Source organism: Rhizobium sp. GCM10022189 (genome assembly GCF_042656325.1).
In the GTDB taxonomy this organism is placed as follows: Bacteria; Pseudomonadota; Alphaproteobacteria; order Rhizobiales; family Rhizobiaceae; genus Rhizobium.
The window spans coordinates 68,108-81,362 of record NZ_JBHSOR010000039.1 but is presented as its reverse complement, the minus strand read 5'-3'; the positions used below and the strand labels follow the sequence as shown (position 1 = coordinate 81,362).

The 13,255-nt window shown below is 61.5% G+C and carries 9 protein-coding genes; 5 read left to right on the top strand and 4 right to left on the bottom strand.

What is annotated here, in order from left to right; genetic code table 11:
- Positions 1-54: 54 nt before the first annotated feature.
- Positions 55-1,293 (top strand): cupin domain-containing protein, encoded by a 1,239-nt coding sequence (locus ACFPWW_RS15400; protein ID WP_112753669.1) that lies wholly within the window; start codon positions 55-57, stop codon positions 1,291-1,293.
- Entirely contained in the window at positions 1,242-2,798 is a 1,557-nt protein-coding gene (locus ACFPWW_RS15395) for an ethanolamine ammonia-lyase reactivating factor EutA (RefSeq protein ID WP_377312402.1), read from the top strand. Before ACFPWW_RS15400 ends, ACFPWW_RS15395 begins: the two co-directional genes overlap by 52 nt.
- A 33-nt stretch (positions 2,799-2,831) precedes the next feature.
- On the opposite strand, the gene atzF is transcribed toward ACFPWW_RS15395, so the two are convergent.
- On the bottom strand, positions 2,832-4,637 hold the full coding sequence (gene atzF / locus ACFPWW_RS15390; RefSeq protein WP_377312401.1) for an allophanate hydrolase: 1,806 nt from the start codon (positions 4,635-4,637) through the stop codon (positions 2,832-2,834).
- 665 nt (positions 4,638-5,302) lie between these two features.
- Between atzF and ACFPWW_RS15385 the strand changes: the two genes are divergently transcribed.
- Genes ACFPWW_RS15385 through ACFPWW_RS15375 form a run of 3 tightly spaced genes read left to right on the top strand, consistent with a single transcriptional unit; the run spans position 5,303 to position 9,695 of the window.
- Complete coding sequence (locus tag ACFPWW_RS15385) at positions 5,303-7,429, top strand: TonB-dependent siderophore receptor (protein ID WP_377312400.1); 2,127 nt, start codon at positions 5,303-5,305, stop codon at positions 7,427-7,429.
- Positions 7,429-8,649 carry an MFS transporter gene (locus tag ACFPWW_RS15380; protein ID WP_377312399.1) on the top strand — a complete coding sequence of 407 codons (1,221 nt, stop codon included), beginning with the start codon at positions 7,429-7,431 and terminating at the stop codon, positions 8,647-8,649. Before ACFPWW_RS15385 ends, ACFPWW_RS15380 begins: the two co-directional genes overlap by 1 nt.
- Before the next feature lie 11 nt (positions 8,650-8,660).
- Positions 8,661-9,695 carry a DUF2218 domain-containing protein gene (locus tag ACFPWW_RS15375; RefSeq protein WP_377312398.1) on the top strand — a complete coding sequence of 345 codons (1,035 nt, stop codon included), beginning with the start codon at positions 8,661-8,663 and terminating at the stop codon, positions 9,693-9,695.
- Positions 9,696-9,793: 98 nt separating this feature from the next.
- On the opposite strand, the gene ACFPWW_RS15370 is transcribed toward ACFPWW_RS15375, so the two are convergent.
- The 3 genes from ACFPWW_RS15370 to ACFPWW_RS15360 are packed head-to-tail and all read right to left on the bottom strand — an operon-like array spanning position 9,794 to position 12,848.
- Positions 9,794-10,591, bottom strand: a complete 798-nt coding sequence (locus ACFPWW_RS15370) for an ABC transporter ATP-binding protein (RefSeq protein WP_377312397.1) — start codon at positions 10,589-10,591, stop codon at positions 9,794-9,796.
- Between the two features lie 11 nt (positions 10,592-10,602).
- Entirely contained in the window at positions 10,603-11,496 is an 894-nt protein-coding gene (gene ntrB, locus ACFPWW_RS15365; RefSeq protein ID WP_377312396.1) for a nitrate ABC transporter permease, read from the bottom strand.
- Positions 11,497-11,549: 53 nt separating this feature from the next.
- Positions 11,550-12,848 carry a CmpA/NrtA family ABC transporter substrate-binding protein gene (locus ACFPWW_RS15360; protein WP_377312395.1) on the bottom strand — a complete coding sequence of 433 codons (1,299 nt, stop codon included), beginning with the start codon at positions 12,846-12,848 and terminating at the stop codon, positions 11,550-11,552.
- Positions 12,849-13,255 lie beyond the last annotated feature (407 nt).

Here is a 13,255-nt window from a genome sequence, read left to right as displayed (position 1 = left end):
AGCGCTCCGGGACAGGAAATGCCTGGAGCGACCTCGTATCGAGAGGAGAAACCCATGCATCAGGATCCACTTGGCGGCGGCACAGGCACGCACTGGCACGAGCCGGCCGGCACGAAGAAGGCAGGCTTCGGCGAGTTCAAGAAGCAGCCGACGCCCTATGACCAGTTCATGGAAGAGGAAGGCATCCCCGTCTTCCGCGATCTCGGCGTTTCCAACGTCAAGAACCTGCCGCTGAAGCCGTGGAAGCGTACCGGCGGCCGCGGCACCTATATCCAGCTCTACGGCACCGAAACCAAATGGGGCTGTCACCTCGTCGAGGTTCCGGCCGCGGGTGAACTGAACCCGGAAAAGCATATGTACGAGGAAATCTACCTCGTCGTGGAAGGTCGCGGCTCGACGGAAGTCTGGCTCGAAGGCGAAGGCAAGAAGCACGTCTTCGAATGGCAGGAAGGATCGATGTTCTCGATCCCGATGAATGCCTGGCACCGCATCGTCAACGCCACCAACAGCCCGGCGCTGCTGCTCGGCGGCACGACGGCACCGGTGGTGATCAACGCCATCCAGAATTTCGATGCCGTCTACAACAATCCCTTCGTCTTCCGCGACCGTTTCTCGGGCGCCGACGATTTTTACAAATATCGCGAAGAGATCGAGCCCGATCCGGTACGCGGGCTTGCCATGCGCCGCACCAACTTCCTGCCGGATGCGGTCAATTGCGACCTGCCGCTCGATAACCGCCGCTCCGTCGGCTACCGCCGCGTCGAGCCCTTCATGACCAACAACAATTTCTACTACTGGATCGGCCAGCATGAGAACGGCCGCTACTCCAAGGCCCATGCCCACACGTCGGCGGCAATCCTGATCTGCCTGAAGGGCGAAGGTTATACCTATACCTGGCCGGAAGAATGCGGCGTCAATCCTTGGGCGAACGGCCACGCCGACCGTGTCCGCCGCCTCGATTACGGCCCGTTCGGCATGGTGACGGCAGCTCCCGGCGGCGCGCGCTGGTATCACCAGCATTTCAGCGTCTCGAAGGATGACTTCCGCCTGACCGCCTGGTTCGGCCCGCACAATCCGGGCCGCGATCCGGGTGCGCCTGGCGAAAAACATACGGACTATACGGCGATCGACGTCAACGAAGGCGGCACCGCCATCCCTTACTGGATGGAGGATCCCTATATTCGCCAGGAGTATGAGGCGCTCCTGAAGAAGAACGGCGTCGAGGTTCGCATGAAGCCGGAATGGTACGAAAAGCCGTCCGATACGACGAAGAAGAAATCGACCGTCGTCTGATCATGTCCGACGACGAGGAAGAACAGGGCGGCCGGATATTCTTTTCGAATATCGGCCGCAGCATGGAGCTCGAGGACGAAATCGTGCTGACCAGCGTCGGCATCGATATCGGCTCCTCGACCTCGCATCTCGCCTTCTCCCGCATCGTGCTGGAGCGGCTCGACACGCGCTACATGGTCGTGGAGCGGACGCTGCTGCACCAGTCCGATGTGCTGCTGACGCCCTATCGCGGCGATGACGAGATCGACGCCGATGCGCTCGGCGCCTTCTTTGCCGATCAGTACAAGGCAGCCGGCATCACGCCCGCCGACATCGACACGGGCGCCCTGATCCTGACGGGTGTTGCCGTGCGCCGAAGCAATGCGCGGGCTATTGGCACACTGTTTTCGGAGGAAACCGGTAAGTTCGTGGTGGTCAGCGCCGGCGACGGGCTGGAGACGACGCTCGCGGCCTTCGGCTCCGGCGCCGTCGCGCTTTCCGGGCGCACGGGGCAGGCTGTGTTGAACGTCGACATCGGCGGCGGCACGTCGAAACTCGCTTATTGCGCGGAAGGCACCATCCGCCATATCGCCGCCATCGACATCGGCGCGCGCATTGTCGCTTTCGACGAAAACAGGAAGATCACCCGCGTCGAAGAGGCCGGCCGCTATTTCGGTCGCAAGACAGGCATCAACGTATCGCTCGGCGAAACACTCTGCGAGGCGGATGCGCGGCTCCTCGCCTCTGCAATGGTCGATCAGCTTTTTGAAGCCATGCGGGGCGGCGAAATGAGTGAGGCGACGGTCGGCCTGCATCGCCTGCCGCCCTTGCCGGCAGGGCTGCTGCCTGACGTCGTGACCGTATCCGGCGGCGTGTCCGAATTCCTCTATGCCGAAGAGACAGAGAATTTCAGCGACCTCGGGCCGCTGCTTGCGCAGCTGTTGCGCGAAAGGCTGGAGAACTGGTCGCCTCGGCTCGAAAAGCCGGAGCAGGGCATCCGTGCCACCGTCGTCGGAGCGTCGCAATATACGGTGCAGGTGAGCGGCAGTACCATCTTCGTCCATCCGCTGAGCCTCCTGCCGGTACGCAATATACCGGTCATCAAGCCCGCGATCGATTTCGCCGACAGGATCGAACCGTCGGAAGTGGCGGCCCGCATCACCGAATCCCTGTCGCGGCTCGATCTCGGCAATGGCGAAAGCCCGGTCGCTGTCTGCTACGATTGGGACGGCTCGGCCAGCTATCGCCGGCTGGACGGCTTCTGCCGTGGTGTGATCGAGGGCCTGAAACCGATCCTTTCTCGGGGACATCCGCTGATTCTCGTCGGCAATGGCGATGTGGGCGGCCTTGTCGGAATGCACTGCAAGCTTGAAGCGGGCATTTCGTCGCTTGTCTCGATCGACGGCATCAAGCTCGATGAATTCGACTACATCGACATCGGCGCTATGCTGGAAACGTCAGGCGCGGTTCCTGTCGTCATCAAGTCGCTGGTATTCCCGGACAAGAAACTCGGGAGCGGGGGATAGGGTCGCCGTTGCCGCGGTGTCCGCCCTGTGGCCTCAGACGGCCGCTCCGCTGCGGACGTAGGCCCGCCAGCCGCCGTATGCGGTAATCTCTTCGGCATCCCTCACGGCATGGGCTTCGCTGAGGAAACACGACACGTTCGAGCCATCCTCCAGCGTGACCTTGCCGATGCCGAGCGGGGCGGGAATCCCGGCGACGAAACGGCCGAAGCCGTCGGGCGGCAGCGCCCAGACCTCGATCGCCAGTCCATGTCCGTCATATCCGGGTTCGCGGATCAGGCCGGGCTTCTGCGGTACGGTGTCCGGCAGCACGAATAGGCGATAATCGCCTGCCGTCCGGCAAGCCTTTACAAACGTGCCGCCCAAAGCCGTCAGCTCGTGATTGAGCGGCATGCCGGTCAAATGCGCTCCGACCACCGCAATGGCGACAGTGTCGTCCGCCGGCGAAGCGATACGGCTCTGCTCGGGGATGGTCGCGGCGCGATCGACGCCCATGCCGGCTGCGGCCGCACGATGCAGCGCATCGGCGAGCGGCGCCAGTGCGTCATCGGTGAAGGCCGGCGCAACCAGTGTCACGCCACCGGGCAGGCCGTTGCTGCCGAAGCCGGCAGGAACGGCGATCGCCGCACAATCGAGCAGATTGACGAAATTCGTGTAGCGGCCAAGCCTGCCATTGAGCACGATCGGATCGGCTTGCATATCGGCGACCTTGTAGGTCGTCGGTGCCGTCGGCAGCAGCAGGAGATCGACTTTCGCCCATTCGGCCTCCGTTCTGCGCCGCAGGTCTTCGAGCCGGTAGCGGCCGTTGAAGGCATCGACGGCGGTCTTGCTTTTGGCGCCTTCGATGATCTTGCGAACCGTAGGATCGAAATCGGCGGCATTGCTCGCCAGAAAACCTTCGATGGCGGCCAGACGCTCGGCGACCCAGGGGCCGTCGTAGAGAAGCGAAGCGGCTTCCCGAAAGGGCGCATAGTCGAAAGGAACGATGGCGGCACCGAGCGCCCTGGCTCGCGCGATAGCCTGATCATAGAGTGCCTCAACATCGGCATCGCCGAAAAACTCTCGTTCCGCCCCATCAAGGACGCCGACGCGCAGGCGGGCGGCCGGAAGGGCTGCGGACGCGGCGCGGCGCGAAAAGGCATCAGCCTCATCGAAGCCCTCGGCGACCTTGCGGATCGCGACCCCGTCGCCGACGGTTGCAGCAAAGATGGTGATACAGTCGATGCTCCTGCAGGCCGGCACGGCGCCGGTGTTCGGCAGGAGGCCCGGCGTCGGCTTGATGCCGACGAGATTGTTGAAGGCGGCCGGCACACGGCCCGAGCCGGCCGTATCGGTGCCGAGCGCGAAGGCGGCAAGCCCGGAGGCCACCGTCACCGCCGAACCGGAACTCGATCCGCCCGAAATATAATCGGCATCAAACACCGAACGCGGTGCGCCGTAGGGCGAGCGCGTGCCGTTGAGACCGGTCGCGAATTGATCGAGATTGGTCTTGCCGATCACGATCGCGCCGGCTGCCCGCAACCGCGCGACGACGGTCGCGTCCTTCTCGGGCCGGTAGGCGAAAGCAGGGCAGGCGGCCGTCGTCGGCAGGCCGGCCACGTCGATATTGTCCTTCACCGCAAAGGGGATGCCCCAGAGCGGCAGACTGTTCGGTTCAGGTGCACGTTCCATCAAAGCCCGGGCTTCTGACCGCAGCGTGTCATCAGTCGTCGGCGTGATGAAGATTGCCGGATCGCTGGAGGCGGCGCGACGGGCAATGACGATCTCGACAATATCGAGCGGGCTGTGGCCCGCCTCATAGGCTGCGCGAAGGCTTGTCAGATCAAGAATGGTCGGCAGCATGGATCAGCATTCCTCCAGAATAACAATGATAGAGGTTGTGGCGATGGCCCCGTCGTCGGTCGTAACGGCATCGCCGGCGGCACCGACCGACAAACCATCCATATCGGTCATGACATCAAAGGCCCCGCCCATCTATTGGTTCACCGACCTCGCATCGTCCCAGCTGCACGTCTGGAAAGTGCCGGTACCTCATCCGCCAACTCTGCCCTTTCGAAGCAAGCACCGTACCAGATTTGCTAACCGTTTGATTTTTAGAGGTGGACCTATGCCGCATTCGGTTCAGAACTCAAAAAGTGTATACGAATGCTCGTTTATTAAGCAATATGCAAAAGCGGGCCAGCGTCGTGCATAAAATTGGCGCGGTTCGTCGACGAAATCGTGCCGGCTATCCATCCCCAGCGAGTGACGGACGGCGGGGCTCGCGGGCGTGAGAAGGGGCGTCTGCGTCGCCGGAGCGGGAATTCAGCCTGCGCGTCAGCCGGGTGCAATCGGCGATTGATCGTCTGTCGATTTGGGGCGGCGCTTTATTCTTGTCTGAAAAAGACAACTTTATCTCCCGGAGGCCTTGCGTCGCGCCAAAAGCTTGTTTAGCAGCACCCCGATATAAAGTGGAATGCATGAGTCATGTTTAGCATCCTTATGCGCGCGAGTTTTGGGGGCGTCTTATGATATTAAATCACGGAAAACTCAGGCTCTTGTCGACGGTCGCCATTGCGGGCGTCGGCATAGCCATTGGCGATGCTGCCTGGGGCCAGGCGGCAGGCGGCGCGACAACCAGCGAAAACCCCACGACCTTGGCGCCGATCGTTCTCACGGGCTCAAGCGAGGGCGTGGCCGGTGTCGTCGAAACAGATGGTTACGTTCCCAAATCGAGCCGCACCGCAACAAAGACCGATACTCCAGTCGCGGAAACGGCGCAGTCGGTTTCGATCATCAGCCGCAAGCAGCTCGACGATCGGTTGCCGCAGAATGTGACCGAGGCGGTGAGCTACACACCCGGCGTTCGCGCCGGCCAATATGGTGCCGAGCCCCGCTACGACGCATTCAAGATTCGCGGTATCGACCTGACATATACCGGCATTTTCCGTGACGGCCTGCGCCAGATCAGCAGCCCCAACGGTCTTTTCCGGATCGAGCCATATGGTGTGGAAGCCCTGACCGTCCTACGCGGCCCGGCTGCGTCCCTTTACGGCGCCAGCAGCTCCGGCGGTATCGTCGATATCATTTCCAAGCGGCCGACCGAAGAACGGCTCCGGGAGATCGAACTTCAATATGGATCATACGGACGCAAGCAGGCTGCTTTTGACATTTCCGGACCTCTCACGGATGACGGTGTCCTTCTTTACCGGCTGACCGGCGTGGCACGCGATGCGCGCAACGAAATCGAGGCGATCAAGGATGATCGTCTCATGATCGCTCCCGCGTTGACGTGGAAGCCGGATGAGGGCACGAAGCTTACCATTCTCGGCGAGTATATGGATTCCACGACCGGCGGCACCTGGGGCTACATCAATACTTACGGTCCCTCTGGAACGTCCATCGGCGCCACTCCCGTCTATGGGGGCGATGCCAGGTTCAACGACTTTACCCAGAAGCAATGGCGCATCGGATATGAGTTCGAACACGAATTCTCCGAAGGCCTGACCCTTCATCACAAGCTGCGCTACTCCGGACTTTCAGCCAAGCAGGAATGGGTCTTCGACGCCTTCCCTGGCATTGGTTACGAAGACAATAGCGGCCTCGCGACCGATACCTATCTGGAAGGCGAGTTCGAAACCGGCGGCGCGCACCACAAGCTCATCGGTGGCGTGGATTATAGCTTCATGAAATACGATGCCCGGCAGGGCAGCGGGCCGGACCTGTTCACGGACAGCTATACCTATGTGCCGGCGATCACCTATTACGAAAAGCAGAAGCAGAATTCGGTCGGCATCTATCTGCAGGACCAGGTCGAGATCGACGCCTGGCGCATCTCCGCCGGTCTGCGGCACGACTGGCACCGAAGCGAATATACGCCGGGCGACGTTGATTATGCCCGGAACGACAGCGAGACAACGGGACGCGCAGCGATCGGGTACGTGACGCCGTGGAACGTCATGCCCTATGTAAGCTACGGCACGTCTTACGTCGCAAATCCTGGTGTCGTGCTCACGTCGGGCGGCGGCGCCCATCAGGCCGATCCCACGCTCGGCAAGCAATACGAGATCGGCCTCAAATACCAGCTCCCGAACCAGAACGTCCTGGTTTCTGCCGCCTATTTCAATATCGACCAGAAGAATGCCTCGGTCTACGAAACGTCGTCCGGCGTCAATCTACTGCGGCAGCTCGACCTGCGCTCGCGCGGCTTCGAGCTTGAAGTCACCGCCTCGCTCGACAACGGCCTGAGCTTCACGGGCGGATATTCCTACAATGACGTCGAGATCACCAAGCTCACCCCTGAGACGGTCGGCAACCAGCTGAACTCCTCGCCTTACCACATGTTCTCCCTCTGGGCCGATTATGAGGTTCAGAGCGGTGCCTTGGAGGGGCTGGGGCTCGGCGCCGGCGTGCGTTATATCGGCTCGAGCTTCGGCGACAACGTTCACACGCCGGTGCTCGACAACGGGGCGCGCACCTTCGTCGATGCTGCATTGCGCTACGATTTCGGCAAGCGCAATCCGGCGATGGAAGGCATCAAGCTGCAGGTCAACGCGACCAATTTGCTGGACGAGGTCAACCAGGTCTGCACGACCGGCTTCTGCTATTATGACGAAGGTCGCAAGGTCGTTGCCAGCGTGAAGTACAGCTTCTGATGAGCACGACGGAAGCCCCCGTTCAATTCCCCTCTCCGGTGGCGATCTTCATCGCCATCGGCGGCGTCTACATAGCGCAGAGCGTCATCGGCGGCGTGACGATGCTTGGCCTGCCGGCGGTGCTCAGGCAAGAGGGTTTGCCTCTCGATCAGATCGGCCTTCTCTATCTGACGGTGCTTCCATGGGCGTTGAAGTTCCTGTGGTCGCCCTATATCGAGCGGTTCCGCCTGCCGGCAGCCGGCCGCAATCGATCGAACGTCATCGTACTCAGCGGCAATCTCATCTGCGTTGTCGGCATCGCCCTGGTTGGGCTCCTCAATCCCGGCGTTCTGCTTCCCGTCATCGCCTGTCTGGCGCTCGTCGCACTGGTTGCATCAACGGTCGATATCGCTTGCGACGGTTACGCGGTGGAAAACCTCGCAAAGCGACACCATGGCTGGGGAAATGCCGCGCAGGTGGGAGGCTCCTACCTCGGTTCGGCGATCGGCGGCGGTCTCTTCCTCGTTCTTGTCGATTGGATCGGCTGGCACTACGCCTGCTTTGCCATGGCCGGCGCCATCCTGGCCCTCAGCCTGCCCTTTTCCCTGGGGCCCGCAGCGAAAGAGGAAGAACGGCAGCGCAGCCATACGCCTTCTCTGGCCGCAACCGTTCGCCGCCCGGAGATCCGGCGCGGCATGATCGCAACGGCACTGTTCGTCGCCGCTCAGAAATGGGGGCTTTCCATGCTTGGGCCGTTCCTCATCGACCAGGGCCTTGACCTTGCCACGATCGGCGCCCTGAACGGGGCAGGGAGCATGTTCGTCGGGCTCGCCGGCGCCCTTGCCGGCGGTGCGCTCGTCCGCATTTTTGGCGTGCGCGCCGTGATTGCGGGAGCTCTGGTCACGCAGGCGGCGCTGCTCCTGGGCCTGGCCTATGCGGGCCTCACTGGCGACATGCCGCGGCATCTCATGCTCGCAATCGCGATCGCGAGTTCCTCCGGTATCATGTCGATCGGATTCGTGGCGCTCTATGCGCAGTTTATGGACTGGTCCGATCCGAAACAGGCGGGCGTGGACTTCACTGTCTTCCAGTGCATGGACGGCATCGTCAGCATCGCTGGCGGGCTGGGCGCCGGATGGCTCGCGGAGCGGTTGGGCTATGTCAGCATTTTTGCCGGAACAAGCGGCATATGCCTTGCCGCTGTTGTCCCGATCTTCCTTTTGTTGCGGAGGACGCAGTGAGATCTCATGCCATGCTGTCCCACGGCGATGCCCGCTCGGCGGCCGCGAGCCTGCTCGACATGTTCCGTGAATATGCCGAGGTCAGGACTGACGGCGAGACGCATGTCGTTCGTCTTCGATACGGACAGGCAATTCTCAAAGTCGAGAGTGATCGCATATGTGTTACGGCGGAGGCGGAAGACGCCATCCGATTGTCCTATGTCAAGATGGCTGTGGCGGAACATTGGGCCGCGCAGCCGCTCTCGGCAGATCGGTCAATGGCCTGGGATGGCGCTCCGCAGATTGATCGCAAGCCTGCATTCTTCCAGACCATCGAGGTCGTATCCTCAAGGCTGGTCACCCCGCACATGAAACGGGTCACTTTTCGCGGAGAGGCTTTTGAGACCTATGTGGCCGGCGGCCTGCACGTTCGCCTGCTGTTTGCCCAGAAAGGACGGGACGCCATATGGCCTTCGGTCGGCGCGGACGGGCGGATCATTTGGCCGGGCGGCGAGGATGCGCTTTCGGCGCGCGTGTACACCATCCGCCGGCTCGATCTTGCACGCGGCGAGATCGAGATCGACTTCGTCCTGCATGAACCATGCGGCCTCCCGGCCCCCGGTGCCGCCTTCGGCCGCGATGCCTTTCCGGGTGACGTTGTCGGGATTTTTGCGCCCGGCGGAAACGAAATTCCGGACGCACGCTCGGTTCTCCTTCTAGGCGACGAGACCGCGTTGCCAGCAATGGCGCGAATCGTCGAGCAGCTCCCCGAGCACTCGAGAGCCCGTGTTTTCGCAGAAATCGACAGCGCGGCCGATCACTACGATTTTCCCTCCGCCGCAAATGTCGACCTGACATACCTCTATCGCGACAAGAGAGGCGCCGGCACCACGATGCAACTGAGTGCGGCGCTGGCACAATACCTGTCATCCCATGAGGGAGCTGCCCCCTTTATCTGGGCCGGGTGCGAGCGCGATGACTTTCTGGCAATTCGGCGCCTGGCGCGCGAAGACCTGAAATTGCCGCGTGAAATGCACAGCGTGACGGCCTACTGGCGAAAGCGATAGGCACGGGATATCCCGTGCCTGCCGATGCGAGTCCGCAGATGATCGCGGACCGGACGCGAAACCGGGCCGCAATCAGTCCGCCGGCAAAGGCGCAGCGTCTATTCCGCAGCTTCGATGAAGCGATGCCTTTCGTAGAGAAACTTCAGGACCGCTTCGCGACATTTGAGATATGTCCGGTCGGACGCGAGTTCGATACGGTTGCGAGGACGCTTGATGGCCACGTCGAGCACTTCGCCGATGCGGGCCGCCGGCCCGTTGGTCATCATCACGATGCGGTCGGATAGCAGAACCGCTTCGTCGACATCATGCGTGATCATCACCATCGTGTTGCCGAGCCGTGCGTGAATTTCCATAACCGCGTCCTGAAGATGCGCGCGGGTCAATGCGTCCAGCGCACCAAAAGGCTCGTCCAGCAGCAGGATCTTCGGCTCCATTGAAAGCGCGCGCGCAATGCCGACACGCTGCTTCATGCCGCCCGATATTTCCGAGGGCCGCTTGTCCCTGGCATGCGCCATCTGCACGAGGTCGAGATTGGCCATGACCCAATCATGCCGCTCAGCCCTGGTCTTCGTGCTGTTGAAGACCTTAGAGACGGCGAGGTTGACGTTCTCGTAGACCGTCAGCCAGGGCAGGAGCGAATGGTTCTGGAAGACGACGGCGCGTTCGGGACCCGGTTCGTTGACCTCGCGATTTTCGAGGAGCACGGCGCCTGCGGAAACCGGGGTGAGGCCGGCGATCAGATTGAGCAGTGTTGATTTACCGCAGCCCGAATGGCCGATGATCGAGACGAACTCTCCTTGGGAAATCGTCAGGTTGATATCTTTCAGGACTTCGGCGCGCACGCCGCCGCGATCGAAATGCTTGTCGATGCGATCGAGTTTCAGATAGGCGTTCATGGCTATGATCCTCAGCTGGCCGTGGCCCCGCGGGCGACGAGTTTGCCGAGCGCCGCCACCAGCTTGTCGAGGGCGAAGCCCACGACGCCGATATAGGCGAGCGCGACGATGATGTCTGGAAGTCGCGACGAGTTCCACGCGTCCCAGATGAAAAAGCCGATACCGACGCCGCCAGTCAGCATTTCCGCAGCGACGATCGCAAGCCAGGAGAGGCCGACGCCGATCCTGAGGCCGGTAAAGATATAAGGGGCTGCCGACGGCAGCATGATCTTCCAGAAAAATTCGAACTGATTGAGGCGCAGCACCTTGGCGACGTTGCGGTAGTCCTGCGGGATGGTGCGCACGCCAACAGCGGTGTTGATGATCACCGGCCAGACGGAGGTGATGAAGATGACGAAGATCGCCGAAGGGTTGGAATCCTGGAAGGCGGCGAGCGAAAGCGGCAGCCAGGCGAGCGGTGGAACCGTACGCAGGACCTGGAAAAGCGGATCGAGGCCGCGCATCGCCCAGACCGACTGGCCGATGACCGCGCCGATGACGACACCGGCAACGCCGGCAAGCCCGAAACCATAGCCGACCCGTTGCAACGAAACGAGCACGCGCCAGCCGAGACCGATATCCTGGGAGCCGTAGTTGAAGAAGGGAAAGGCAATCAGATCGTAGCTGTCCTGCCACACCTGGTGCGGCGAGGGCAGAGACGCAGTCGTGGAAGAACACAATACCTGCCAGACGAGCAGGACGAGCGCCAATACGACGGCCGGCGGAAGGACATTGCGAAGTGCGGCCAGTCCCGCATGGCGGAGGTTGAACAGCGATCCCCGCCTGCCGGAAAACGGCAGGACCGTTGCCGCCGGCTTGGCGGGGGCGGTCGGGGAGGGGGTGTGGTCACTAGCAAGGGCGGACATCGACGTGCTCCTCAGGTGAAAACGGGCCGGCGCGCATCACGCGCCGGGAGAGGTCAGGAGACTGCCTTGATCGACAGGCTGTCGAGATAGGCCGAAGGATTTTCGGGGTCGAAGATTTTGCCGTCGAAGAAGACTTCCTTGCCGCGCGAGGACGAGGCGGGAATGTCGGCTGCGGCGACGCCGAGATCCTTGGCGGCCTCCCGCCAGAGATCGTCGCGGTTCACCTGGTTGACCAGCGCTTTCACGTCGGTATTGGCCGGCAGGTTTCCCCAGCGGATGTTTTCCGTCATGAACCAGGTGTCGTGGCTCTTGAAGGGATAGGAGGCGCCGTCCTTCCAGAACTTCATGTAGAGGTCGGAGGCTTTGATCTCACGGCCGTTGCCATAGTTGATGTCACCCTTGAGGCGGCCGAGCACATCCTTCGAGGGAACGTTGAACCATTGGCGCTTGCCGAGAATTTCGGCCATCTCCGCCTTGTTGTCCATGCTGTCACACCATTGCTGAGCCTCCATGACGGCCATCAGCAGGGCCTTGGCGGCATTGGGATTCTTCTCGATCCAGTCGGCGCGCAGACCGAGCGCCTTTTCGGGATGGCCCTTCCAGAGTTCGCCGGTGGTGGCTGCCGTAAAGCCGATGCCCTGGTTGACGAGTTGCTCGTTCCACGGTTCGCCCACGCAAAAGACGTCCATGTTGCCGACCTTCATGTTTGCGACCATCTGCGGCGGCGGCACGACGATGGTCGAAACGTCCTTGTTCGGGTCGATGCCGCCGGCGGCGAGCCAGTAACGGATCCATAGATCGTGGGTGCCGCCTGGGAAGGTCATGGCGGCCTTGACCTCCTTGCCCTCCGCCTTCTTCTTCTCAAAGGCCGCCTTGAGCTTCGAAGCGTCGAGCTGCACGCCGGTTTCGGCATATTCCTTGGCGACCGAAATGCCCTGGCTGTCCAGATTGAGGCGGGCAAGGATTGCCATCGGCACGGGCTTGTTGTTCTGCGTCACCTTGCCGGTATGCATGAGATAGGGCAGCGGGGAGAGGATATGAGCGCCGTCGATGCCGTTGGCAGCGCCGCCAAGGACGAGATTGTCGCGGGTCGCTCCCCATGAGGCCTGTTTGGCGACATCCGTTTCCGGAAGGCCGTATTTGGCGAAGAGGCCCTTTTCCTTGGCGATGATCAGCGGGGCGGAATCCGTCAGAGCGATGAAGCCTAGCTTGACGCCTGTCACTTCTGGTCCAGACCCGGCCGCGAAGGCACCGGACGGAAAGGCGGTTTTGACAGCGCCGATAAGGGCGGCCGTCGCGGTCGTCTTGAGCATGCTGCGGCGCGTGATGCCGGGTGTCGAATTCTTTGTCATGCGCAGGTTCCCTCTGCTGGCTGAATTTGGACACAAAAAAACGCCGCCGGAATGCGTTCTCGGGATTGGGGAATCCCGGATGGCAATCCTTGCGACGTCGGTGTCTAATGTAAGCGCTTATGTCGCGCCTATCTGCGTCGGTCGCCGTTGACCGATGCACCAGGAAGGATTGCAATCGGCGTGCCAATTTCGAAGAATTTTGTAACACTATGAATAAAAAGACGAATTTCCGGAAAAATCGATTGCCTATTTTATGAGCTTAGGTCTATCTTGGCGATGATTTAGGCATGGCTGACGGCTCCTGCTTTTGCAATAGCGTTCTATTTGTGCACTGCACATGTGGCTGCTGGAGCGGATTGTGAATTGGATTTGCGCCGGCTGGCCCTTGGGCGAACGGCGAAAGGGAC